Genomic DNA, 25,249 nt, shown 5'->3' on the forward strand with positions numbered 1-25,249 from the left:
GTCTTGCATGCCCTATGCAGCGGCGGTGAATGGGATGGCACTGCCGTGCCGGAATCGCAACGGCGGTGCTGTCACTGACACCGTCAATGGCTAAGCTGAGAGGCAACCGACATCACATCGTCTGCCTTGGGGATGGCAAACATGTTGCTGCCGCCGCCTTCGACCTCGGTGAAGGACCAGCGCACGATGCCGTCGCGGTCAAGCAGGAACTCGCCGACGAGCTGGCCGCCATATTTTTCATCCGTCTGCTGATCGGCCGGCGTCATCTCGTAGCCATCCTTGTTGTTCAGGTAGGCTGCGGCGTCAAGACAGCCCATCGGCTCTGGCAGTTCCCCCGGCATGTCGATGCGCATCGCCATCACGGTCGGCATGGAGACCTTGTACGGCCATTCGTCCTCATTCTCGGTGAATTGGAGGTTCGGCAGGCCGAAGGCCCTGTGCGCGACATTCTCCGGATCGGAGGCGGTGATGATCCCGGGCATGGGGTGATAGCGAAAATAGAGGCGCGCCCGCTCGATCGGCGTGTTGACGACCGTGAGGCTGTCGATGCCCTTCTCGCGCAATGCCGAGGCAAGCAGGGCGGACGCCGCGATATGGCGGCGGCAGAAGGGGCACTGAAGCCCCCGATAGAGGCCGACCAGGACGGGCGATTGGCCGCGAAAGTCGTCGATTGCCACCTTGCCACCGTGATTGATCGCGTCAAGGACCACGTTCGGCGCGCGATCTCCCGGTTTTAGCAGCCGTTCCATTGCATGCTCTGCCATTGGTATGCTCCTCCGGCTAGTCGAGAAAAGGCAGGACGATCAGCGCTTCGGGGTCGAGACCATGTTTGGCGCAGACCCCCTGAGCCAGCTCGAAATAGCGCTCTGCCTCGCCCAGTTCGTTCATGTCGAGACACAGCGTCGCAAGGCCATCATAGCACGGAAAGAGCAGCTGTGCCTCCGCGCTGTCGCGGACGAGCTCGAGCGCTTCGATATAATTTTCGCGTGCCGCCTTCGCTGCACCGTGACACTGCCGGATCTGTCCGAGCACCAGCAGCGACACCGGCAAATGGTCGCGCTGGCCGAGCGCCCGATTGATCGCGATCGCCTCTTCGACGGCCGGCAGCCCGTCCTGCATGCATCTGTCGGTGAAGGTGCAATAGGCGACAGCGAGATTGGTCAGCAGGCGGGCCTGATGTCCAAGATCGCCAATCCTCTTCGCCATCTCATAGCCGCGCTTGCAGACCTCGATCGCAAGCCCCGGATTGATCGTCGTGTAGAGTACGCCAAGATTGGTGTAGCCGCGGCAGGCCGTGTTGAGGTGATTAGCGGCCAGCGCCACCTCTACGCTGCGTTCCACCATCCGGACGGCTTCGCCGGTCCGATGCATGCGTGCCAGCGCCACGCCCTTGGTGTTGAACGCCCGGGCGATGACCAGGGCAATCTCCGCCTTGCCCGCGGCATCTGTCCCTGTCGGAAGATGGTTTGCGCATTCCAACGCACGCTCGGCCCACTGCACCGCCATTTCCCAATCGCCGGTGCGGAATGCCAGATGGCCCTGCCGCTGCATCAGGTGGGCGAGTTCGATCGGTGCATCGATGCCTTCCAGCAATTCGGCAGCTTGCGTGAAGCAGGCGGTTGCCCTGTCCCGCTCGCCGGAATCGAAGGCGAGATTGCCAAGCTTGCGGAGGATGCGTGCCGCGCCGGAAATATCATCGCCGTCACGGCAGGCCTCGAACAGCGCGTCGTATCGGCTTCGCGCCTCCTCCCTGCGCCCGGTCAGATTGCACAGGTCCGCATACCGCTCGCTGGGAGCGCGCCAGGCGTCGCCACCGGCTGCCTCGGCTGCGCCAAGCGCGCGCGCATAGAAGCGCAGCGCATCCTCGTTTGCGTAGGCCGCGCGTGCCAGGTCTCCCGCCGCCGTCAGGTATCGGGCGCCTCTGGATTTGTCGGACGAGGCGGAGAAATGATGGCCGAGTTCGATCAGTTGCTCCAGGTGCTCCGGCGTCTCGCCATAGCGCCGCTCGAGCAGTTGGCCGATTGCACCGTGCAACTCGGTGCGGCGACGCAGCAGAAGATTGTCGTAAACGACCTCGTGCAACAGCTTCTGGCGGAAGGCGTATCGCGGCGGCCCCTGCGCACGAATGTCCGCCACTTCCTCGATGATGTCTGCCTCGCACAGCCGCTGAAGGTTGTCCTCGATGCTGGTGACATTGATCGGCAGGACGCTCAGGAGCGAACTGTCGAAGCGGTGACCGATGACCGATGCGGCCTGAGCGAGCCGCCGTGCATCCGGGGAAAGGCGGTCGATGCGGGCGAGCATCATCGCCTGGATGCCGAGCGGTGTTTCGGTCTCCTCCGCGCCCGAGGCGACCGTCCAGCGATCTTCGCTGCGCCAAATGGCGCCGGTCTCGATCAAGGTGCGCAGGATCTCCTCCAGGAAGAACGGATTGCCTTCGGCGCGGTAGATGATCCTGTCCCGAAGCCCGGCCGGCAGCCCATCTTCACCGAAAGCGCCGGACAGCAGCGATCCGACGTCATGATCGGACAAAAGATCAAGCCGCAGCGTCGTCTGGCTGGCGCGCGCCGAACTGAGCACCTCCGTTTCGAAGCCTGGCCGATGGGTCACGAGCAGCATCAGCCGGCGGCCCTCGATCCGGTCCATGATGAAGCGCAGGGCTTCCAGGGAAACGCGATCGGCCCAATGGAGGTCCTCGATGACAAGCAGCAGCGGCGACTGCTCCATGCGGCGATCGAACAGCGTGCGGAACGCATGGAAAATCTGCCGACGCAACTGGTCGGGTTCCAGATGCCGCAGCGCGCCGTCGGGATCGCCGAAGCCTAGGACGAACAGGAAGAAAGGTTCAAGCCGCTCGATTGCGTCCGTGGGCAGGCCAAGGCTCGTCAATCCGGTGTGCAGCAGGGCGCGGGAACTGTCGAGATTGTCCATGGCGTCGATCTGATAGGCGCAACGCAGCGTGGCTGAGAGCGTCCCGTAGGACGGTTCGCCCAACGAGGAGCAGGCCGTCTGGCGGATGGTGATGCCGGCCAGATCCGGATCGGCCCGAACTCGGTCGAGGAAAGCTTCGACGAGGCGGGTCTTTCCAATGCCGGCGTCGCCCGCGACGCGCACGAGTTGGGTGGCCCCATAGCGAACCGCATCGAGGCAGCGCAACAAGCTTGCCAGCTCGCCGTCGCGGCCGATCATCGGAAGGTCGATTCCAAAGCCGCCGAGCCCGCGCGCCGTCGGTGCTGCGGCAACCGATCCCTCCAGCCGGTACACCGGCGTTTCCCCGGCCTTGCCGCGCAACGGCAGGGTGCCGAGGGAGGCAAAGGAGAAGGCGTGCTGGGTCAGCCGGCGCGTGACGGTGCCGACCAGGATTTCGCCAGGTCCCGCCATCGCCTGCAGGCGCTGGGCGGTGTTCACGGTGTCACCGGTGACCGAATAGGACTTGCCGCCGCCGGCGCCGACGACGCCGGTAACGACCGGGCCGGTGTTCACCCCGATATGGATCGTCAGCGGCTGGCCGAGGCTTGTCCGCCAGCGCTCCTCGATCCGCGCCATTCGTTGCTGCATGTCGAGCGCCGCTTCCAGCGCCCGCTCTGGGTCCTTTTCGTGCGCGACAGGCGCGCCGAAGAGAGCAAGCAGGGCGTCACCGATAAACTTGTCAACGTAGCCGCCATGCGTGGCAACAGCCGCGCTGAGCTCCTCGAAAATCTCGTTCTGCAGCGTCTGCAGCAATTCCGGGTCGATCCGTTCGCCCAGCGTCGTGTAGCCGCAGAGATCGGCAAACAGCGCGGTGACAATGCGTCGGTCCGCTTCCATTTCTGCGCGCGGCTCCACCGATGGGCTGGTGGCGGAAGACACCGACGGCTGCGGCGGGCGGGCTCGATCGGGCGGGGCCGGTTGCCGCGGCAAGGAGCCTGACTGCCCCGAGAGGGCGGCTCCGCATTTCGGACAGAAGGCGAAGTCCGCCGGGCACGGATATCCGCAGGCGACGCAAGCCCGCGGTTGCGGCGTTCCGCACTTCGGACAGAAGGCGAAGCCACTTTCGACTGCAAAACCGCAGGCGGTGCAGTTCATCCGACCCATGCCTCACGAACTGTCGGACACCACTCGCAATGGCGGCGTATCCGACAGATGGCGGATCATGCACCCGAAGCTCTGCCATGACAATGCGCTGTCGAGGGTGCTCCGGGCGTTCCGCAAAAGGGGCCGTCAGCCGTTCAGCAGGGCCTGCATCAAGCTGGTGATGCGCCGGTGCTGGTGGGCATGGCGGGTGCGGACGTTGACGGCGGCGTACACCGTCTGCCAGATCGGATCGGCACCTGACACACGGTTGACCGCGCCGGTGCGCAGCAGGCGGCGCGCGTCCGCTTCGATGACGAAGGCGGAGCCGCCGAGCTTGGTCATGAGGGCGATGATCGCCGTGGTCTCGCCGCTGGCGATCGGCGCCGTCGACAGATGCGGATAGGCCTGCCGGTGCAGGCGGTCGAAGGCGGGGGAATAGACCGCCTGGATATAGTCTTCCGGCCGGACATCTTCGAGCCGTATCACCTTGTTGCTCACCATCTCGTATTGCACCTCGCCGATGCGCTCATAGTGCAGGTCCGGCAGGTAGTGCGGCGTGAACAGGATCGCCAGATCGAGCGCGCCGGCGCCGAGGTCGCGGTTCATCTGGTTGGAATAGTCGACCTCCAGATAGATCGAGGTGCCCGGCAGTTCCCTGCGGACCGCCGTCAGCCAGTCGCCGGCGTAGTGCGCGGCGAGATCGTGCTGCAGGCCGATGCGCATCGAGCGCTCGTAGGCGCCGGCCGTCTCCACCGCGCGCGTCGCCTCGTGCCATTGGTGCTGGAGCGCCTTGGCGTGATCGAGGAAGCGCAGGCCCGCCGCAGTTGGCTGCGTACCGCCCTTGTTTCGCGCGAACAGCTTGCGGGCGAAGATTGCCTCCAGTGCATTGATGCGGTGCGTGACCGTGGATTGCGTGATGTTCAGCCGCTCCGCGGTGCGGTTGAAATTTCGCGTTTCCATCAGGTCGAGGAATGTCTCAATCAGGACAATTTGCATGAATACGCCGTAAATCTTTTGGGTTTGGCGAAACTGTAATCGATAATGTCAATTAATAAAGCAAATTTGCCCGCTTGCCGCGGCGCGCTTTGGTTGCCACTAATCCGGGTCAAAGAAGGGGAGCTAGAATGTCCGGACTGCCAAGCCATGCCCGTGTCGTCATCATCGGCGGAGGTGCCGTCGGCGCGTCCGCGCTCTATCATCTGGCGAAGGCCGGGTGGACGGATTGCGTGCTTCTGGAGAAGAACGAGCTGACGGCCGGTTCGACCTGGCACGCGGCCGGCAACGTGCCGACCTTCTCCGCATCCTGGTCGATCATGAACATGCAGCGCTATTCCGCTTCGCTCTACCGCGAGCTCGGCGCGCTCGTCGACTACCCCATGAACTACCACGTCACCGGCTCGATCCGCCTCGGCCACTCCAAGGAGCGTTTGCAGGAGTTCAAGCGCGTCGTCGGCATGGGCCGCTACCAGGGCATGGATCTCGACATCCTGTCGCCGGAGGAGATCAAGTCCCGCTATCCCTTCGCCGAGACGCACGACCTGACCGGTGCGCTCTACGATCCCAATGACGGCGACATCGACCCGGCGCAGCTGACGCAGGCGCTGGCGAAGGGCGCGCGCGACATGGGCGCGAAGATCTTCCGCTTCTGTCCGGCGACGGGCGCCCGCCGCGAGAACGAGGAGTGGGTGATCGCCACGCCGCAGGGCGAGATCCGCTGCGAATATGTCGTCAACGCCGCCGGCTACTATGCCCGCGAGGTCGGCAAATGGTTCGGCCGCGACGTGCCGATGATGGTGATGAGCCACCAGTACATCCTGTTCGAGGAAATCCCGGAACTTGCCGCCTGGTCGAAGGAGGCCGGCCACAAGCTCCCGCTACTGCGCGACGTCGACAGCTCGTACTACCTGCGCCAGGAAAAGAACGGCATGAACCTCGGCCCCTACGAGCGGAACTGCAAGGCGCACTGGACGACGCCGGACGATCCGATGCCGGACGATTTCTCCTTCCAGCTCTTCCCGGACGATCTCGACCGGCTGGAATGGTACCTGAACGACGCCTGCGAGCGCGTGCCGATCCTCGGCACCGCGGGGCTATCGCGCATGATCAACGGGCCGATCCCCTATGCGCCGGACGGCAACCCGCTGATCGGGCCGATGCCGGGCGTGCCGAACGCCTTCGAGGCCTGCGTCTTCACCTTCGGCATCTGCCAGGCGGGCGGCGCCGGCAAAGTCTTGGCCGAGTGGATCACCGAAGGCGAGACCGAATGGGACATGTGGTCGTGCGACCCGCGCCGCTACACGAGCTTCGCATCGGACCAGGACTACTGCATCGCCAAGGGCATGGAGATCTACGGCCACGAATACGCGATGCATTTCCCGAAGCATGCCTGGCCGGCCGGGCGCGATAAAAAGCTTTCGCCGATCCACGACCGCATCAAGGCGCTTGGCGCCCAGTTCAAGCCCTACAACGGCTGGGAACGCGCCAACTGGTATGCCAAGCCCGGTGACGACACCTCCGAACAGGCGACGCAGACCTGGAACCGCGAAGGCCCGTGGCGGCCGCGCATCGAGGAGGAATGCCGCGCGGTGCATGAGACCGCCGGCATCCTCGACCTTCCCGGCTTTTCCCGCTTCCGCGTCAAAGGCGATGGCGCGACGGCGTGGCTGTCGACGCTCACCACCGGAAAGCTGCCGAAGCCCGGCCGCATCGGGCTTGCCTATTTCGCCGACGACAAGGGCCGCATCGTTACGGAAATGTCGGTGATGATGCTGGACGAGGACTTCTTCTTCCTGATCACCGCGGCGACGGCGCAATGGCACGATTTCGAGTGGCTGAAGAAACATCTGCCCAAGGATGCCGCCTTCACGATCGAGGACGTCACCGACAACTTCTCCTGCCAGATCCTGTCGGGCCCCAATTCCCGGGCGATTCTCGCCGAGGTCTGCGAGGCCGACCTGCAGAAGGGCTGGCTGACGCACCAGAGCTGCCAGGTCGCCGGCCGCTGGTGCCAGCTGGTGCGGGTGTCCTTCGCGGGCGAGCTCGGCTGGGAAATCCACACCAAGGTCGAGGACACCGCGGCGGTCTTCGACGCCGTCTGGGCGGCCGGCCAGAAGCACGGGCTGAAGCCGTTCGGCATGGAGGCGCTGGACAGCTTGCGCATCGAGAAGGGCTATCGCGCCTGGAAGGGCGACCTTTCGACCGACTACACGATCCTGCAGGGTGGCCTCGAGCGCTTCGTCGACTGGGGCAAGCCCGCCTTCAAGGGCAAGGCGGCGCTGGAGCGCGAAAAGCAGCAGGGTGTTTCCAAGCGCTTCGTGCTTTTGACGGTCGAGGCCGGTGAATGCGACGCGCCCTACATGTCTACCCTCTGGCACGGCGGCAAGGTGGTCGGCGAGACCACCTCCGGCAACTGGGGCTATCGCACCGGCAAGTCGATCGCGCTTGGCGTGCTGCGTGCCGACCTCGCCGAGCCGGGCACGGAAATCGAGGTCGAGATCTACGGCGACCGCTTCAAGGCTACCGTCCAGCCGGACGGACCACTCTATGATCCCAACAATGAAAGACTGCGTGCATGAGCAAGACCATTCCCTCCAAGGCGAGAGCCGTGATCATCGGCGGCGGCGTCTCCGGCTGTTCGGTGGCCTATCACCTCGCCAAGCTCGGCTGGACGGACGTGGTGCTGCTCGAACGCAAGCAGTTGACCTGCGGCACGACCTGGCATGCGGCCGGTCTGATCGGCCAGCTGCGCGCCTCGCAGAACATGACGCGGCTGGCGAAGTACTCGGCCGATCTCTACGTCAAGCTTGAGGCCGAGACCGGCATCGGCACCGGCATGCGCCAGTGCGGCTCGATGACGGTGGCGCTGACGGAGGAGCGCAAGGAGGAGATCTATCGCCAGGCTTCGCTGGCGCGCGCGTTCGACGTCGACGTGCGCGAAATTTCCGTCGACGAGGTGAAGGCGATGTATCCGCACCTCAATACGGCGGACGTGAAGGCCGCCGTGCACCTGCCGCTTGACGGCCAGTGCGACCCGGCCAACATCGCAATGGCGCTGGCCAAGGGCGCGCGCCAGAACGGCGCGACGGTCATCGAGGGTGTCAAGGTCACCTCCGTTCTGACGAAGGATGGCCGCGTCACCGGGGTGACCTGCGAGCAGAACGGCGAGACGTTCACCATCGAGACGGAAAACGTCGTCAACGCCGCCGGCATGTGGGGGCGGACGCTCGCCGACATGTCGGGCGTGACGCTGCCGCTGCACGCCTGCGAGCATTTCTACATTGTCACCGAGCCGATCCCGAACCTGCAGCGGTTGCCGGTTCTGCGCGTGCCGGACGAGTGCACCTACTACAAGGAAGACGCCGGCAAGATGCTGATCGGCGCCTTCGAGCTGAAGGCCAAGCCCTGGGGCATGGATGGCATCAGCGAGGACTTCTGCTTCGACCAGTTGCCGGAGGATTTCGATCACTTCCAGCCGATCCTCGAAAACGCGATCAACCGCATGCCGATGCTGGAGACGGCCGGCATCCACACCTTCTTCAACGGCCCCGAGAGCTTCACCCCGGACGACCGCTACTATCTCGGCGAGGCGCCGGAACTGAAGGGTTACTGGGTCGCCGCCGGCTACAATTCCATCGGCATCGTCTCGTCCGGCGGCGCCGGCATGGCGCTGGCGCAGTGGATGAACGACGGCGAGCCGCCCTTCGATCTGTGGGAAGTCGACATCCGCCGCGCCCAGCCGTTCCAGAAGAACCGCGCCTATCTGAAGGACCGGGTCTCCGAGACGCTCGGCCTGCTCTACGCCGACCATTTCCCCTACCGCCAGATGGCGACCGCCCGCGGCGTGCGCCGTTCGCCGATCCACGAGCACCTGAAGGCTCGCGGCGCCGTCTTCGGCGAGGTGGCCGGCTGGGAGCGCGCCAACTGGTTTGCCAAGGAAGGGCAGGAGCGTGAATACCGCTACAGCTGGAAGCGGCAGAACTGGTTCGAGAACCAGAAGGAGGAGCACCTGGCCGTGCGCAACGGCGTCGGCCTGTTCGACATGACCTCCTTCGGCAAGATCCGCGTCGAGGGCCGCGATGCGCTGGCCTTCCTGCAAAGGCTTTGCGCCAACCAGATGGACGTGGCCCCCGGTCGCATCGTCTACACGCAGATGCTCAACGATCGCGGCGGCATCGAGAGCGACCTGACGGTGACGCGGCTGTCCGAGACCGCCTTCTTCCTCGTCGTGCCCGGCGCGACCCTGCAGCGCGACCTTGCCTGGCTGCGCAAGCACGTTCGCGACGAGTTCGTCGTCATCACTGATGTGACGGCGGCGGAAAGCGTGCTCTGCGTCATGGGGCCGAAGGCGCGCGAGCTGATGCAGAAGGTCAGTCCGAACGACTTTTCCAACGAGGCCCATCCCTTCGCCTCGGCGCGGCAGGTCGAGATCGGCATGGGGCTGGCCCGCGCCCACCGCGTCACCTATGTCGGCGAGCTCGGCTGGGAGCTCTACGTCTCCACCGACCAGACCGCGCATGTCTTCGAGACACTGGAGGCGGCCGGCGCCGATGTCGGCCTGAAACTCTGCGGCCTGCACACGCTCGACAGTTGCCGGATCGAGAAGGCCTTCCGCCATTTCGGCCATGACATCACCGACGAGGACCACGTGCTTGAGGCCGGCCTCGGTTTTGCGGTGCGCACGAAGAAGGGCGAGTTCATCGGCCGCGACGCGGTGCTGCGCAAGGAGGAGGAGGGCCTGAAGCGCCGGATGCTGCAGTTCAAGCTCACCGACCCCGAACCGCTGCTCTTCCACAACGAGGCACTGCTGCGCGACGGCAGGATCGTCTCGATCATCACCTCGGGCAATTACGGCCACCATCTCGGCGGCGCGATCGGCATGGGGTACGTGCCCTGCGCGGGCGAGAGCGAGGAACAGGTGCTGGCGTCGAACTACGAGATCGAGATCGCCGGCGTTCGGGTGAAGGCGGAAGCCTCGCTGGTGCCGATGTACGACCCCAAGGCGGCGCGGGTGCGGATGTAACCACATCGTCCATCGCCTGCCGCGTTGTCATCCGCCAGGATGGGGGCAGGCGGCGCGTGATAGTACTTCTCCCTCACACGCGTGAGGGATTGGTAGGAAGTGCCAAAAAGTAGAGGGCCGGGGAGGGGAAAATCTCACCCCGGCACGCAACGCCGATCCTTGGAGGAGGGGCAGGCGGTGCGGAACATCTGGGCGCCTGAGGGCGGGAGGGAAAAGATGAGCATTGTCGAAGCACCACAGACATCGAGGCGTTCCGGCGGTCGCGCCGCCCGCGTCGCCATGCGGGCAGCACCATTGGCGGAAAACATCCGGCCGGTCCGGCCCGGCCTGCCGGGCGGCCAATACAAGCCGCTGACGGAGGCGGGCGTCCGCCGCATCCATGAGGCGGCGCTGGATGCCTTGGAAAACATCGGCCTTGCCAATGCGCCGAAATCCGGCATCGAGATCATGACCGGCGCCGGCGCGATCCTCGGCGAGGACGGGCGCATCCGCTTTCCGCGCGCTCTGGTCGAGGACATGCTGGCAGTCGCCGCGCGCGACATCACGCTCTATGGCCGTGACCCGAAGTACGACATGGAACTGTCCGGCACCCGCGTCTACTTCGGCACGGCGGGCGCTGCGGTGCACATCGTCGACGTCGAAAAGCGCGAGTATCGGGAATCCACGGCAAAGGATCTCTTCAATGCCGCCCAGCTCGTCCATCATCTCGACAACATCCATTTCTTCCAGCGGGCAATGGTCTGCCGCGACGTGGGCGACAATTTCCTGATGGACATCAACACCCTTTACGGCTGCTGTGCCGGCACGTCGAAGCATGTCGGCACCAGCTTTTCCGATCCCTCGCATGTCGAAGGCTGCTTCGACCTCATCCACATGATGGCGGGTGGCGAGGACAAGTGGCGGGCGCGGCCGTTCGTGTCGAATTCCAACTGCTTCGTCGTACCGCCGATGAAATTCGCCGAGGAAAGCTGCATCACCATGGAGGCCTGCATCCGGGCCGGCATGCCGATCCTGCTGCTGTCGGCAGGGCAGGCGGGCGCAACCGCCCCGGCGCCGCTCGCGACCGCGATCGTTCAGGCGGTCGCCGAGTGCCTGGCGGGCGTCGTCTATGTGAACGCCATGGCGCCCGGCCATCCGGCGATCTTCGGCACCTGGCCGTTCGTCTCCGACCTGCGCACCGGCGCCATGTCCGGCGGTTCCGGCGAACAGGCGCTGCTGACGGCCGGCTGCGCGCAGATGCACCAGTTCTACCGCCTGCCGGGCGGGGCCGCCGCCGGCATCGCCGATTCCAAGCTGCCGGACATGCAGGCCGGCTGGGAGCAGGCGATCTCCAACGTCATGGCCGGCCTGTCCGGCCTCAACATGGTGTACGAGGCCGTCGGCATGCACGCCTCGCTGCTCGGCTTCTGCCTGGAAAGCCTCGTGCTCGGCGACGACCTTTTGGGCCAGGTGCAGCGCTGCGTGCGCGGCATCGACGTCACGGAGGATTCGGTTTCGCTCGAGACGATGCGCTCGGTCTGCATGGGCGGGCCCGGTCATTACCTCGGCGATCCGCAGACGCTGTCTCTGATGCAGACGGAGTATGTCTATCCGGTGGTCGCCGACCGCACGAGCCCGAAAGAGTGGGCCGAGATCGGCAAGCCCGACCTGATCGCCAAGGCGATCGAACGCAAGAACCGGATCCTTTCGGAGGCTGGTGGACCGCTGTTCGATCGGGTCACCGATTTGGCGGTGCGCGAGAAGTTCAAGATCTATTTCTAGCGTCAGCCGCCGCGGCGGTCGAAGTGGGTCCGCAGCGACACGTGCGTCTGCACGGTGGCGATACCGGGCGTCGTCGCGATCTGGCGGCGCACGGTGTCGAGGTCCGCATTAGAGGCGCACTCGACGAGCAGCATCAGGTCGGTCGGACCGGCCAGCGACCAGCAGGTGACGACGCTGGGAATGCCCGTCAGGTGTGGCACGACATGATCGCAGTTTCGCCCCGACTGGAAGCAGACGGCAATCAATGCCTCGACGCCCGGCCGGTCCCGGTCGGCGCCGAGGCGGACGGTATAGCCGGCGATCACGCCCCTGTCTTCCAGCCGCCGGATCCGTTCATGAACGGCGCTACGTGAAAGTCCACAGTCGCGCGCCAGTTCGACCAGGCTCTTGCGGGCGTCCGCCCGCAGCGCCGCGATCAGCAGACGGTCCTTCTCGTCTAATCCGCTCATCCGGGTATATCTCCCTCCTGCCGGACGAATATCCGGTCATCCGTCATCTTGCTGCACGAAAACGGACGGATAAGCAACTATTGTCGCCCATCGATACATCCATCCATCCATGGAGACGCTTGATGCCGACAATCCCCCAGAACGCCGCGCTGATTTCCATCGACATGCAGAAGGCCTTCGACGCCGCGCCGTGGCCGAGGCGCTGGAACGACAAGGTCGACGAGAACGGCCTCGCGCTGCTTGCGGCCTGGCGTGCGGCGGGCCGACCGCTGATCCATGTCCGCCACGACAGCGTCGAGCCGAATTCGACGCTTCGTCCCGGCGCCCCGGGGAACGCCTTCCGTCCCGGCTTTGGACCACGGCCGGGCGAAGCGTTGGTCACCAAGAGCGTGAACGCCGCCTTCATCGGCACGGATCTCGACCTGCGGCTGCGCCGCCTCGGCATCGATACGGTGGTGCTGTTCGGCATCTCGACCGACATGTGCGTATCGACGAGCGTGCGGGTCGGCGCCAATCTCGGCCTGCGCGTCATCCTCGTCGAGGATGCCTGCGACTGCTTCGACTTGGCCGACGGGGCCGGCGGAACGATCCCGGCCCGGGAGATCCATCGCGCCCACGTCGCGACCCTGCGCTACGAGTTCGCGACGGTGATGCGGACGGTCGAGGTGCTAGATGCGCTCGGTGTCGCCGAGCCGGTTTGACGCGGAACCTAAAGCGGGTCGCGATCCTTCGGACTCGCTTCCCGCGCTTTAAGTCCTTGTTTTATCGCATGTCGTTTTCGCAAAACCGCTGCACACTTTTGCGCGACATGCTTTAGCGCCCGAGTACCCGCACGTCGCTGATCGACCAGGACCACCGTGGCGCCTTGATCGGCACGAGGTCGCTGCCGGTGAACACGACGAAGGTGGTGAAGGGCTGGCTCTGGCCGGGCGGCACGCGGGCGATGATGAGTGTCTTGTCGGCGCCGACCGGCGTGCAGGCGCCGTCGGGACAGTTTTCCAGTTCGACGGTGAGGCGGAAGGACTGCAGCGCGGTTGCACTGTTGTTGGTGATGGTCCCGGTGACGCGATAGCTCGTCACCGGCTGACCGACTGCGAACTCCATGTCCGAAAGCACGATCTCTTCAGCGGTGATTGCATTTCTCGGCGGCGTTGGCTCGGGGGCGACGCTGCGGTTGTCGGTGAACCAGAGCAGGATTGCCACGGTGAGGCCGATCGCGACGACAATGGTCAGGACAGGCTCGAGCCAACTCTGGAAGCGCTTGAAGCGCACTGCAAGGTAGAGAATTGTGACTGCTGCGACGCCGAATGCCCAGAACATCAAGGTCCTCCTGATGTTCATATAGCCTGACGCGCGAGAAGCCAAAAGCCCCGTGCAACTGCTCATCCCCGGACTTCGAGGCGCTTTTCAGTTTCCTGAGAGACCCACGGCGGAAAACCGCCGCCTGCTGCCAAGGATTGCGGTCGGTCTTTGGCATGGCCAAGCGGACATTTCGACACGGAGGCGAAAGGGCTGGACGGATCGGCCCTGCGGTTTCGCCGCCGGGCCGATCCGGGTGGGTCAGCCGTGGTTGATCATGACGTGGCGGACGACCGTGTAGTCTTCCAGCGCGTAGATCGACATGTCCTTGCCGTAGCCGGACTGCTTGACGCCGCCATGCGGCATCTCGTTGCAAAGCATGAAGTGGGTGTTCACCCAGGTGCAACCGTATTGCAGGCGGGCCGCCGCCCGCATCGCCTTGGAGATGTCCTTGGTCCAGACGGAAGAGGCGAGGCCGTAGTCGCTGTCGTTGGCCCAGGTGAGCGCCTGCTCCTCGCCGGAGAAGCGGGTGACGGAGACGACCGGACCGAACACCTCGCGGCGGACGATTTCGTCCTCCTGCGTCGCCCCGGCGACGACGGTCGGCTGGAAGAAGAAGCCCTGGTCGCTGCCGGGCCGCCCGCCGGTGGTGATTTCGATGTGCTTCACGTCGGCTGCGCGCTCGACGAAGCTTGCGACGCGATCGCGCTGGCGCTTCGAGATCAGCGGCCCGATCTCGTTCTCGGTGTCGTCGGCCTGGTTGAAGCGGATGCTCGACACGGCGGAGGAGAGATCGGCGACGAACTTTTCGTAGATGCCGTCCTCGGCGTAGATGCGGCAGGCGGCGGTGCAGTCCTGGCCGGCATTGTAGTAGCCGAAGGCACGGATGCCGTTGACGACGGCCTCGAGGTCGGCGTCGTTGTAGACGATGACGGGGGCCTTGCCGCCCAGTTCCAGGTGCGTGCGCTTGACCGTCTTGGAGGCGGCAGCCAGCACCTTCTTGCCGGTAGCGACGTCACCGGTGATCGAGACCATGGCGACCTTCGGATGGTTGATCAGCGCGTTTCCGACCGTCTCGCCGCGGCCGAGCACGATGTTGACGACGCCCTCCGGCAGGATGTCGGCGAGCAGCTTCGCCATCTTCAGCGCCGTCAGCGGCGTCTGTTCGGACGGCTTGAAGACGACGGTGTTGCCGCCGGCGATCGCCGGCGCCAGCTTCCAGGCCATCATCATCAGCGGATAGTTCCACGGCGCGATCGAGCCGATGATGCCGACCGGGTCGCGGCGGATCATCGACGTGTGCCCCGGCAGGTATTCCCCGGCGACGGTGGCGTGCAGCGAGCGGATGGCACCGGCGAAGAAGCGCCAGCAGTCGACGATCGCGGGAATTTCGTCATTGCGCACCGCGTTGATCGGCTTGCCGCAGTTCAGCGATTCGAGGGCCGCAAACCCGTCGGCGTCGCGCTCGATCGCGTCGGCGATCTTAAGCAGGTAGCCGGACCGTTCGCCGGGCGTCGTCATCGACCAGGAGACGAAGGCCTTTTCGGCGGCATCGACGGCGGCGTCGATTTGGGCGTGCGAGGCTTCGGCCAGGTCGACCACGGTCTCGCCGGTCTTCGGGTTGAGGATGTGCTCCTCGGTTTCGGTGCCGGTCTCGAAGCGCGAGCCGATCAGCATCTGCTTGTCCATCACAAGGTCTCCCATGGTCCTAAAGACTGTTGTTACTTGCCGGCGCCGGCGATCTGGTCGCCCTCGCGGGTGAGGTAGTAGGCGGCGAGGATCGGCAGGAAGGTGACGAGCACCACCACCATGGCGACGACGTTGGTGACCGGACGCTGGCGCGGCCGCACCAGTTCCTCCAGCATCCAGATCGGCAGTGTCTGCTGCTGGCCGGCGGTAAACGTCGTGACGATCACCTCGTCGAAGGAAAGCGCAAACGCGAGCATGCCTCCGGCGAGCAGCGCCGTGCCGATGTTCGGCAGGATCACGTAGCGGAACGTCTGGAAGCCGTCGGCGCCGAGGTCCATCGAGGCCTCTATCAGCGAGCCGGAGATGCGGCGGAAGCGGGCGACGGCGTTGTTGTAGACGACGACGACGCAGAAGGTGGCGTGGCCGAGCACGATCGTCCAGAACGAGAAGGGAATCTCGGCAAACGAGAAGGCCGAGCGCAGCGCGATCCCGGTGATGATGCCGGGCAGGGCGATCGGCAGGATGACCAGCAGCGAGATCGTCTCCCGACCGAAGAAGCGGGTCTGGCTGACGGCTGCGGCGCAGAGCGTGCCGAGCACCAGCGCGACGGCGGTGGCGATCGCCGCCACCCGGACGGACAGCCCGAGTGCCTGCCAGACATCCGGCCTGTTCCAGGCCACCACGAACCATTCGAGCGTCAGGCCCGGCGGCGGGAACTGGTAGCTCTTCTCCTCGGTGGTGAAGGCGTAGAGGAAGATCAGGAGGATCGGCAGGTGCATGAACAGCAGGCCCGCTGCCGCTGCGATCTTCAGGCTCAGGGGTGCGGAGGAACGATCAGAGCGCATCGAAGGCTCCCTGTTTCTTGGCCATCCAGAGATAGAGGCCCATGATGACGATCGGCACGACGGTGAAGGCGGCGGCGAGCGGGATGTTGCCGGCCGTGCCCTGCTGGGCGTAAACGGCCTGGCCGATGAACAGGCGCGACGAGCCGATGATCTGCGGGATGATGTAGTCGCCGAGCGTCAGCGAGAAGGTGAAGATCGAGCCGGCGATGATGCCGGGAAGTGCCAGTGGAAACAGCACGTAGCGGAACGTCTGCGCCGGTGTGCCGCCGAGATCGGCCGAGGCCTCGATCAGGTTGCCGGGCACGCGCTCCAGCGCCGCCTGGATCGGCAGGATCATGAACGGCATCCAGACATAGACGAAGACGATGAAGGTGCCGGTGTAGCTGATCGACAGCGAGTTGCCGCCAACGATCGGCAGCGCCAGCCAGGCGTCGAGCAGCCAGGTCAGGTGCAGCTTGGCAAACAGCCAGTTGAGGATGCCTTCCTTGGCCAGGATCAGCTTCCAGGCATAGACCTTGACCAGATAGCTTGACCACAGCGGCAGCATGACCGCGAGATAGAACATCGCCTTCCATTTGCCGCGGGCGTAGCGGGCCGCGTAATAGGCGATCGGAAAGGCGATCAGGGCGGAGGCGAGCGTCACCAGCGCCGCCATGACGATGGTGCGCAGGATGATGTCGAAATTCGACGGGATCAGCAGTTGCCGGTAGGTGGCGAGCGTGAACTCGTAATTGACGAGCCCGGAGAACTCGTCGATCGAGAAGAAGCTCTGCAACAGCAGGGCGAAGAGCGAGCCGAGATAGATGATGCCGAGCCAGAACAGCGGCGGCGACAGCATCAGCAGCAGGAAAAGCTTGGGGTTGCGCCAGAAAAAGTCCGACAGGCGCCCGAATGTGCCCGTGCGGCGGGCAAGGATCGGTGTTTCGGCGATCGCGCTCATGCGGCTTCGTCCATCAGGTGCAGGTCTTCGGCGGCGAAAGACAACGTGACATCGGATCCCTGCGAGGGAACGTCGATCGAGGCCGGGATCATGGCGGCGACCCGGGTGCCGGCGGTCTCGACGGTGATGCGGTTCGAAGCGCCGAGGAAACTGGTGGCGACGACGGTGCCGGAAAAGCGCTTGCGGTCGGTGCCGTCTTCGCCGAGCGCAAGGTCCTCGGGGCGAAGGCTGGCATAGCGCGCGGGATAGCCGAGGCTTTCGACGAATTTCGGCGCCAGCACGTTTGACGAGCCGACGAAGTCGGCGACGAAGCGTGTCTGCGGGCGCTTGTAGACATCCTCCGGCGTGCCGAGCTGCTGGATCTTTCCATCATTGAACACAGCGATACGGTCGGCCATCGATAGCGCTTCGCCCTGGTCGTGGGTAACGAAGACGAAGGTGATGCCGAGCGATTTCTGCAGCGCCTTCAGCTCTTCCTGCATCTGCTCGCGCAGCTTCAGGTCCAGCGCACCGAGCGGCTCGTCGAGCAGGAGCACGCGCGGACGGTTGACGAGCGCACGGGCGAGCGCGACGCGCTGGCGCTGGCCGCCGGACAGCTGGCCGGGGCGGCGCGTGCCGTAGCCGGGGAGCTTGACCATGGCGAGCGCGTTCTCCGCCGCCTTCAGCCGCTCCTCTTTGGAAACGCCCTTGACCATCAGGCCGTAGGCGACGTTTTCCAGGATGGAAAGGTGCGGGAAGAGCGCATAATCCTGAAAGACGGTGTTGACGTTGCGCCGGTAGGGCGGCACGCCCTCGGCCGTCTCGCCGAAGATCTCGATATGGCCACCGGTTGGCTGCTCGAAGCCGGCCATCAGCCGCAGGCAGGTGGTCTTGCCCGAGCCCGAAGGGCCGAGCATGGCGAAAAATTCGCCCTCGGCGATTGCGAGGTCCACGCAGTCGACGGCGCGCACGGCACCGAAATAGCGGGACACATTCTCGAACAGGACGGCGGTCATGGGAGCTCCAATTTCTGTGTTTCGCCCCTCATCCGGCCTGCCGGCGACCTTCTCCCGGCTGGCGGGAGAAGGTGAGGTGCCGCGATGCTGCTGTCTAACCTCGGACGCTACGGGCGAGGGGCAGATCACGCCCTTGCTTTCCTTCTCCCCGCGTGCGGGAAGAAGGCCAGGGTGAGGGGCAATTCTCGTAGTTCAGCGAGGGAAAACCCCTCCCGGCCCTGTCGGGCCACCCTCCCCACAAAGGGGAGGGGCGAAGCAGCGATCAGCGTCCGCCGATCACGCCGATATAGTCGGACACCCAGCGGTGGTAGGGCACGCACTCGCCCTGGCTCTCGCACTTCGACGTCGGCGTCTTCCAGAACCGGATCTTGTCGAAGTTCTCAAAGCCGTTGGTCTTGCAGCCCTCGTCACCCAGCAGCGCATTGCCCTTGCAGGCCGCGGGAACGGAGGGAACCGCGCCGAACCAGGCGGCGGCGTCACCCTGGACCTTCGGCGACAGCGAATGCTCCATCCACATGTAGGCGCAGTTCGGATGCTCGCTGTCGGCGTGCAGCATCGTCGTGTCCGACCAGCCCGTCACTCCTTCCTCCGGGAAGGTCGAGGCGATCGGCTGCTTTTCCGCCTGCATCAGGTTGACCTGGAACGGCCAGGAGCCCGAGGCGACGACGCCCTCGTTCTTGAAGTCGTCGATCTGGATCATGGCGTCGTGCCAGTAGCGGCCGACGAGCGTGCGCTGGGTGCGCAGCAGGTCGAGCGCTGCCTTGTACTGCTCTTCATTGAGTTCGTAGGGGTCCTTGATGCCGAGTTCCGGCTTGTGCGCCATCAGGTAGTTGGCGGCGTCGGCGATGTGGATCGGACCGTCATAGGCCTGGATGCGGCCCTTGTTCGACTTGCCGTCGGGCAGCGTCATTTCCTCGAACACGACGTTCCAGCTCTTCGGCGCCTCGTTCTTGAAAACGTCGGTGTTGTACATCAGCACGTTCGGGCCCCAGAGATAGGGCGTGCCGTAGTGAACGCCATTGACGGTGTTCCACGGTGCATTCTGCAGGCGCTCGTCGATGGTCTTCCAGCTCGGAATCAGGTCGGTGTTGATCGGCTGGACGCGCTTGCCGGCGACCAATCGCAACGAGGCGTCGCCCGAGGCGGTGACGAGGTCGAAACCGCCTTCGTTCATCAGCGCCACCATTTCGTCCGAGGTGGCGGCGGTCTTCACCGAGACCTTGCAGCCGGTGTTCTTTTCGAACTCGGTGACCCAGTCATAGTTCTTGTCGGTCTCGCCGCGCTCGATGTAGCCGGCCCAGGCGACGATCGAGACTTCGCCTTCGCCCTTGCCGAGCTCCTTCAGCGGCTCCTGCGCAACGGCGGCGGTGGCAAAGGCAAAGGAAAGGGTAAGCGCGGTGCAGGAATGCAGGAATCGCTTCATGTTGGTCTCCCGGTTTGTCCGCTTTACGTGCGGTATTGTTCCCAAGGATAAGGGTGCCCCCTTTTTGCCGCTTTCGCAAATTCATTAAACAGAAAGTCGATATCGGAAATTCCGAAATCGTGTGGGCCCGGAACGGGTCGCGCTCCGCGTCCCATGTCGTTGCATCAACTCCAGGGTTCGTTTTCGATTTTGGTGTAGGCTGCTGTTTGCCGTACACCGCGTGGAGATTGTTGCTGGCGACGAATCCTGGGCGGTCGATTTCCGCCGCAGTGCCCGCTTCCCGCAGGTGCCGGCGTTCGAAGATCATTGGCTCGGCGCGCCGAGCCGCCGAGGGAGCAAAGCGATGGCGCCATTTCGCAAACTCAGGACACGGTTGGGCTTGCGGAAGAAACCCGCCGCTCTTCCCCACGGGGTCACGATCGGCCGATATACCTACGGCTTGACCCCGGCGCATTTCCATGGGTCGAGCTTCGAGTGCCAGGTGCATATCGGCGACTTTTGCTCTGTCGCCGAGCATGTCGTGTTCGTGCAGATGGCAGATCACGACTTGAGCCGGATCTCGTCATTTCCGCTTGCGAGACGGGTGTTCGGCTCAACGGAAAGCAACGTGACGACCAAGGGACCGATTACGGTGGGTCATGACGTATGGATCGGCCGCAATGCGCTGATCCTGTCCGGCGTGACGATCGGTCATGGGGCGGTGATCGGGGCCGGGGCCGTCGTGGCCAAGGACGTGCCGCCTTACGCTATTGCCGTCGGCAATCCTGCCCAGGTGGTCAAATATCGCTTTTCTCCGGAAGAGATCGCTCTTCTGCTCCGGGTGCAATGGTGGTCCTGGGATGATGCTACCCTTCAATCCCTTCGAGCCCTGCTGACCGGCAGATCGGAAGCCTTCATCGAACATTTTGCGGCACTATCGCGGGACGCCGATGGCTGAGCGGACGAGCCGGCTTGCTTGCGCCGATTTGCTTTGATCGCCGTGCCTTTGCGCAACGTCCGAACGGCGGCGGCGTGCCGGATCTCCGCCTGGTGCCAGCAGCGGCCACAGCAGGTCTACCGTCCGCGCCCGCTTCGCAGCGCCTCCGCCACGCCGACGAAATCGCGGGCCGATTGCGGCAGGCTGGAGCCTTTGCGCCAGACCATGCCGACTTGCACGACCGGCAGGGCGCCGGAGACGTCGCGACTTTCGATGCGGTCGCCTTCCAGCGACCAGGGACGGTAGACGAGGTCGGGCAGGAGGGCGATCCCCGCACCCGTGGCGACGAGACTGCGCACCGCCTCGACCGAACGGGTGCGGAAGGCGACGTGGGGGCGCGCACCGAGCGCCGACAGCAGCTTGCCGGTGTTTTCCTCGATTTCATCCACCGTCAGCATGATCAGCGGTTCCTTGGCGATGTCGCTGACCGAAATGATCTCGGCCGAGACCAGCGGATGGCCGAGCGGCAGCCATAGCCGATAGGGCGAGGTCTCGATGATCTCGGCCTGCAGGGCCATGCGGTCGCGCAGGTTGGAGATGACCATTACCGCGACGTCCAGTTCGCCCCCGATCAGCAGATGCTCGAGATAGGAACCGTTGTCCTCGATCGCGCTGACCTCGACACCGGGAAAGGCGCGGCGATAGCGAGCCAGCAGGTCAGACAGCACATAGCCGGCGACGAGAGAGGTGACACCCAGGTTGAGCTGGCTCCTCTCCGTGGTCCGATTGTCCGAAAAGGAACGGCGGGCATCCGACACACTGGCAAGTATCTTCGTCGCATGGCGCAGAAACTGGTGGCCGTTGTGCGTCGTCGTCAGGCCGCGCGGGTGCCTTTCGAACAGTTCCACGCCCAGATCGTTTTCCAGTTCCTTCATCGCCTCGGTGATCGAGGATTGCGAAATCGAGAGGATCTGCGCCGCCCGTGTGACGGAGCCCTGTTCGGCGACTGCGACGAAGTACTGCAACTGTCTGAGTGTAAAGGCCATGGAGGCAGTTAATATGCGAGCAAGGGGCGAAGCAAGCCGCCCTGACAAACACGCCGCGACGGCCGGCCGCACAAGAATAATCTTGACTATTGATGTCATGATATGCTTAGGAGCGACAGCCTTTTCCATTTTCCTAGCTGCCGCCGATGTCTCAGAAGTTCGTTCCGGCCTTTGCCGCGCGCGGTGCCGCGCCAGCGCTCATCTTCCCGGGGCGGTCCGCGATCACCTATGCCGAACTGGCGGATGCAATCACGCGTCGGATGCAGCAGTTCGGGGCGGACAAGAAGCTGATTGCGATCGAGGCCGAGCATTCCGAGCACTGCATCGTCTCCTATCTCGCTGCCCTCGAGATGGGGCATGCCGTCGCAATGCTGCCGCCGGCAAGCTGCAGCCGCAGCGAAGAGTTCGACCTGGCGTTCGAGCCCGACCTTTGCTGCCGCAGGGTCGGTGAGCGCTGGATGGTGGTCGAGGCCTTGCCGCAGCTACGCAATGCCCACCGCGAATTGCATCCGGATCTTGCGTTGCTTCTTCTGACGTCGGGCAGCACCGGCGGGGCAAAGGCGGTGCGACTGTCGCGGGGCAACATCGACGCCAATTCCGCGTCGATCGCGCAGTACCTCGGGCTCGTCAGCACCGATCGTGGCTGTCTCGTTTTGCCGCTGCATTATTCCTACGGCCTGTCGGTTCTGCACTCGCACCTTGCTGTCGGCGCCAGCCTCTATTTCCCCCAGCGCTCGATACTGGGGGAGGGGTTCCTCGACGGGCTTGCCGCGCAGGAATGCACGAATTTTTCCGGCGTGCCTTATTCCTATGAACTGTTGGAAAGCGTCGGCTTCCGAGAGCGCAGCTTCCCCAGGCTGCGTTTCATGACCGTCGCAGGCGGACGCCTGCCACCCGATACCGTCCGCCTGTACAGCCGGCATATGCGGGCAAACGACGGTGCCTTCTTCGTCATGTACGGACAGACCGAGGCGACGGCGCGCATAGCCTATGTCCCGCCGGCGCTGCTCGAAGGAAACGAGGATTGTATTGGAGTCGCGGTGCCAAACGGCTCGCTTTGGCTCGAGAACGCCGAAGGCGAAGAGATACGCCAACCCGGACAGGTGGGCGAGTTGGTCTATCGCGGCCCGAACGTCATGATGGGGTATGCTGCGGGGCGTGCGGATCTGGCCGGAGGGCCTACGACCGTTGTGCTCAGAACTGGAGACCTCGCAGCGATCAACGGCCAGGGCCTCTTCCGCATCCTCGGCAGGACCAAGCGGATTTCCAAGGTGGCCGGCCGGCGCATCGGTCATGACATGCTGGAAGAGGCATTGGAACGGCTTGGCATCCGCGCGGTAGTCGTGGGCGATGACGAAGCGCTGCACGCCTTCTTTTGCGGAGCGCAGGAAGAGGGCGAGGTCAACAGGGCCCTCGCAGCGGCCGCTGGCCTGACGCTCCTGCAGGTCGGATCAAGGCGGATCGAATTCTTCCCGCGGCTGCCTTCCGGCAAGATCGACTATGCCGCTGTGCAAGCGCGCTACCAGGCGGACCATAGGCAACCAAAGCAGGCGGCGAGCATCCGCGAAGCGTTCAATCAGGTGTTTTATCCGAAGAAGGCAGGTATGCGGGACAGCTTTGTCACGCTTGGTGGGGACTCGCTGCGCTTCGTGCAGCTTTCGCTCGCGTTGGAGAAGATCCTCGGCGAAGCGCCTGTGAGGTGGGAAACGATGACCGTGACCCAACTGTCCGATCTGAAGCCGGTCGCGGACGAGAAGCCGGCGATCGGTGCCGATCTGCTGATCCGGGCGCTCGCCATTCTGCTTATCGTTGTCCAGCACCAGACGCTCTGGCCGATACCGGGTGGGTCGGCGGCAATGATCGTCCTGATGGGCTTCGGACTTGCGCGCTTCCAGTCCGGGGCGCTGATGGCGGGTGATGTCAAGCGGGTCTTGCGGCCGGCGCTGCAAGTGCTGGTGCCGTATTATCTGATTGTTGCCGTCTACGCCGCCGTCTGGGGAGAGGTGCCCTGGGCCTCGGTCCTGCTGGTCGGCAACTTCGGATTTGCCGCGCCGGAAAGGCACAGCATGGTGCCTTATCTCTACTGGTTCATCGAAGCCTATTGCCAGATGTTGCTGGTGATAGCCGGTCTATTCTGCCTGCGCGCCGTGCGCCGTTTCGTGGCGGCGGACCCGTTCGTTGCAGGCCTGTCGTTCCTGGCGCTGGCGCTCTGCGCGAGGATCGCCATCCCGCCACTACTCGACATGGGCAACCGCCAGATCTTCACGCTGCCATGGATCTTCTACCTGGCGGCGATCGGCTGGTCGGCCGCCTTCGCCAGCACGACGATGCGAAAGCTGCTGCTGATGGCGATCGGTGTCGCCGTTTTCACCACCTTTGCCTTCTACGAGAGCGTATGGATTGGCACCAGGGTCAAGTACCTGATGCAAATCGCCGTCCTGTCTGGCCTGCTGTTTTGCCCGCGGGTCCGGCTGCCGTTTCGGCTGAAGGCGATCGTGCTGCCGCTATCGGCGGCAAGCTTCCACATCTACATCCTCCACCGGTTCGTGCCGGAGCTGGTCATGGCGCCGCTCGGCACCGTTCTTCCATCAGGGCTCTTTTCGCTCGTTGCGATTACCGGCGGCGTCGGCCTCGGCGTGATCGTCTGGTGGCTGCAGGGGAGGCTTCTTTCGTTTCTCGCGTGTGAAAAAGGCAATGGGATTCTGCACGTCCTTCAGACATATATTGAGGTTCGCGGCCAGCGGTCGACCTGAGATGGGGCTGGTCGCGTCGCGAAGCAGCGGAATCTCGGGAGCACGCATGACGACCACACCGCAGAACCGAACGCTGACCGCCCCCAGGCCAAGCGCATGAGCGGCATCACCGATATCAAGCGTTTGCTGGCGGAACTGCAGCCCGAACTGCGAGAGGGGACGTACGTCTATTGCGTTGTTCCCCTCGCGCGGGCGGATCGCTGTCACCGTCTCCAGCCGCTTGCCACGTTTCGCGAGGAGGAGGGATTGACTTTGATCCTGCCGGCGAGCGTGGCCGCGGAGAACGGGCTTTCCGCCAGCGCACCTATGCGCATGATCACGCTCACCGTGCAGTCCTCGCTTGAGGCCGTCGGGCTGACGGCGGCGGTCGCCACGGCGCTGACCCGGGAAGGCATCAGCGCCAACGTAGTCGCGGCCTTCCACCACGACCACGTCTTCGTCCCGGCGATCGATGCAGAACGCGCGCTCGCTGCGCTGAAAGCGCTGTCGCAGGAAGGGAGCCGGAATTAGCGGACGTCGTCACGCGGCGATTCCATCAATGATCATTCCAGTGGTGTCGAAGCAAATAGGATTCGAGCCTGTCGAGCCATTCGTTCCAGCTTTGCCGGTGCGCCTCGATTTCGGATTGGTTGGCGAAGGGTGTCTGATGCAGGCCAAGGCGTGTGGTGCCGTTGACGTCATCAAGCGTGACGGTCACCAGGGTCTCGCACGTGTCCCCTGCGGCGAACGTAAAGACAATGCGTTTGTCGTCGACGATCTCACGGTAGACGCCAAACATGGCAATGTCGTCGCCGAGTGCCGAGCGGGCAACCGCCCGCCACTTTCCGCCGGGGTGAAAATCCATTTGAATCGAGTGTATCGGGAAATCGGGCGACCCCCACCACTGCGCCAGGCGGTCGGGCGCGGCCCAGAGCGGGAACACCACGGAGGGGCGCGCGTCGAAGCGTCGTTCGATGAGAAGGATTTCTGCAGCTGGAACAGCGCGTTGTGGGATCGTCATTGCCTTCTCCCAGGAACGACAGGCCGCGCAAAGCGCCTGCGCCGGGGAAGGCCCCGGGCGT

General features: G+C 64.4%; 19 protein-coding genes. 7 read left to right on the forward strand and 12 right to left on the reverse strand.

Annotation, left to right across the window (positions count from 1 at the left end; translation table 11 throughout):
* Positions 1 to 83: 83 nt before the first annotated feature.
* The 3 genes from JNC62_RS12075 to JNC62_RS12085 all read right to left on the reverse strand — a co-directional run bounded on the left by JNC62_RS12075 (position 84) and on the right by JNC62_RS12085 (position 5,049).
* A complete protein-coding gene (locus JNC62_RS12075; protein ID WP_374839046.1) occupies positions 84 to 764 on the reverse strand; it encodes a redoxin family protein in 681 nt (226 codons plus the stop codon).
* 16 nt (positions 765 to 780) lie between these two features.
* Positions 781 to 4,065, reverse strand: coding sequence for an adenylate/guanylate cyclase domain-containing protein (locus tag JNC62_RS12080; RefSeq protein ID WP_374839047.1), 3,285 nt, complete (start codon positions 4,063 to 4,065; stop codon positions 781 to 783).
* Between the two features lie 135 nt (positions 4,066 to 4,200).
* Entirely contained in the window at positions 4,201 to 5,049 is an 849-nt protein-coding gene (locus JNC62_RS12085) for a LysR family transcriptional regulator (RefSeq protein WP_374839049.1), read from the reverse strand.
* A gap of 128 nt (positions 5,050 to 5,177) precedes the next feature.
* Between JNC62_RS12085 and JNC62_RS12090 the strand changes: the two genes are divergently transcribed.
* The 3 genes from JNC62_RS12090 to JNC62_RS12100 all read left to right on the forward strand — a co-directional run bounded on the left by JNC62_RS12090 (position 5,178) and on the right by JNC62_RS12100 (position 11,833).
* A complete protein-coding gene (locus JNC62_RS12090; RefSeq protein WP_374839051.1) occupies positions 5,178 to 7,628 on the forward strand; it encodes a GcvT family protein in 2,451 nt (816 codons plus the stop codon).
* Positions 7,625 to 10,072: a GcvT family protein gene (locus JNC62_RS12095; protein ID WP_374839052.1), complete on the forward strand. Its 2,448-nt coding sequence runs from the start codon at positions 7,625 to 7,627 to the stop codon at positions 10,070 to 10,072. The genes JNC62_RS12090 and JNC62_RS12095 overlap by 4 nt, the downstream gene beginning before the upstream one ends.
* 216 nt (positions 10,073 to 10,288) lie before the next feature.
* Positions 10,289 to 11,833: a trimethylamine methyltransferase family protein gene (locus JNC62_RS12100; RefSeq protein ID WP_374839053.1), complete on the forward strand. Its 1,545-nt coding sequence runs from the start codon at positions 10,289 to 10,291 to the stop codon at positions 11,831 to 11,833.
* A 2-nt stretch (positions 11,834 to 11,835) separates the two neighbouring features.
* Here JNC62_RS12100 and JNC62_RS12105 read toward each other — a convergent pair whose 3' ends face one another.
* Positions 11,836 to 12,282 (reverse strand): Lrp/AsnC family transcriptional regulator, encoded by a 447-nt coding sequence (locus JNC62_RS12105; RefSeq protein ID WP_374839055.1) that lies wholly within the window; start codon positions 12,280 to 12,282, stop codon positions 11,836 to 11,838.
* A 122-nt stretch (positions 12,283 to 12,404) separates the two neighbouring features.
* Between JNC62_RS12105 and JNC62_RS12110 the strand changes: the two genes are divergently transcribed.
* Positions 12,405 to 12,983, forward strand: coding sequence for a cysteine hydrolase family protein (locus tag JNC62_RS12110; RefSeq protein WP_374839057.1), 579 nt, complete (start codon positions 12,405 to 12,407; stop codon positions 12,981 to 12,983).
* Between the two features lie 112 nt (positions 12,984 to 13,095).
* Here JNC62_RS12110 and JNC62_RS12115 read toward each other — a convergent pair whose 3' ends face one another.
* From JNC62_RS12115 to JNC62_RS12140, 6 genes are all read right to left on the reverse strand, one after another.
* Positions 13,096 to 13,602, reverse strand: coding sequence for a hypothetical protein (locus JNC62_RS12115; protein ID WP_374839059.1), 507 nt, complete (start codon positions 13,600 to 13,602; stop codon positions 13,096 to 13,098).
* A 240-nt stretch (positions 13,603 to 13,842) separates the two neighbouring features.
* The gene (locus JNC62_RS12120; protein ID WP_374839061.1) at positions 13,843 to 15,270 is read right to left on the reverse strand and encodes a gamma-aminobutyraldehyde dehydrogenase; all 1,428 of its coding nucleotides are present in this window, start codon (positions 15,268 to 15,270) and stop codon (positions 13,843 to 13,845) included.
* A 32-nt stretch (positions 15,271 to 15,302) separates the two neighbouring features.
* The gene (locus JNC62_RS12125; RefSeq protein WP_374839063.1) at positions 15,303 to 16,115 is read right to left on the reverse strand and encodes an ABC transporter permease; all 813 of its coding nucleotides are present in this window, start codon (positions 16,113 to 16,115) and stop codon (positions 15,303 to 15,305) included.
* A complete protein-coding gene (locus JNC62_RS12130) occupies positions 16,105 to 17,055 on the reverse strand; it encodes an ABC transporter permease (RefSeq protein ID WP_374839065.1) in 951 nt (316 codons plus the stop codon). Before JNC62_RS12130 ends, JNC62_RS12125 begins: the two co-directional genes overlap by 11 nt.
* Positions 17,052 to 18,050, reverse strand: a complete 999-nt coding sequence (locus tag JNC62_RS12135) for an ABC transporter ATP-binding protein (RefSeq protein WP_374839067.1) — start codon at positions 18,048 to 18,050, stop codon at positions 17,052 to 17,054. The genes JNC62_RS12130 and JNC62_RS12135 overlap by 4 nt, the downstream gene beginning before the upstream one ends.
* A 262-nt stretch (positions 18,051 to 18,312) precedes the next feature.
* Positions 18,313 to 19,473: an ABC transporter substrate-binding protein gene (locus JNC62_RS12140; protein ID WP_374839069.1), complete on the reverse strand. Its 1,161-nt coding sequence runs from the start codon at positions 19,471 to 19,473 to the stop codon at positions 18,313 to 18,315.
* 220 nt (positions 19,474 to 19,693) lie between these two features.
* On the opposite strand from JNC62_RS12140, the gene JNC62_RS12145 reads away from it, so the two are divergent.
* On the forward strand, positions 19,694 to 20,410 hold the full coding sequence (locus tag JNC62_RS12145) for a CatB-related O-acetyltransferase (protein WP_374839071.1): 717 nt from the start codon (positions 19,694 to 19,696) through the stop codon (positions 20,408 to 20,410).
* Positions 20,411 to 20,526: 116 nt separating this feature from the next.
* On the opposite strand, the gene JNC62_RS12150 is transcribed toward JNC62_RS12145, so the two are convergent.
* Entirely contained in the window at positions 20,527 to 21,435 is a 909-nt protein-coding gene (locus JNC62_RS12150) for a LysR family transcriptional regulator (RefSeq protein ID WP_374839073.1), read from the reverse strand.
* A gap of 146 nt (positions 21,436 to 21,581) precedes the next feature.
* Here JNC62_RS12150 and JNC62_RS12155 point away from each other — a divergent pair, with 146 nt between their 5' ends.
* Complete coding sequence (locus JNC62_RS12155; protein WP_374839075.1) at positions 21,582 to 24,188, forward strand: AMP-binding protein; 2,607 nt, start codon at positions 21,582 to 21,584, stop codon at positions 24,186 to 24,188.
* 96 nt (positions 24,189 to 24,284) lie between these two features.
* Positions 24,285 to 24,698 (forward strand): ACT domain-containing protein, encoded by a 414-nt coding sequence (locus JNC62_RS12160; protein ID WP_374839077.1) that lies wholly within the window; start codon positions 24,285 to 24,287, stop codon positions 24,696 to 24,698.
* A 25-nt stretch (positions 24,699 to 24,723) separates the two neighbouring features.
* On the opposite strand, the gene JNC62_RS12165 is transcribed toward JNC62_RS12160, so the two are convergent.
* Positions 24,724 to 25,188 (reverse strand): SRPBCC family protein, encoded by a 465-nt coding sequence (locus JNC62_RS12165; protein WP_374839079.1) that lies wholly within the window; start codon positions 25,186 to 25,188, stop codon positions 24,724 to 24,726.
* Positions 25,189 to 25,249: the final 61 nt, after the last annotated feature.

The sequence above is a fragment of the Mycoplana ramosa genome, assembly GCF_041930185.1.
In the GTDB taxonomy this organism is placed as follows: domain Bacteria; phylum Pseudomonadota; class Alphaproteobacteria; order Rhizobiales; family Rhizobiaceae; genus Mycoplana; species Mycoplana ramosa.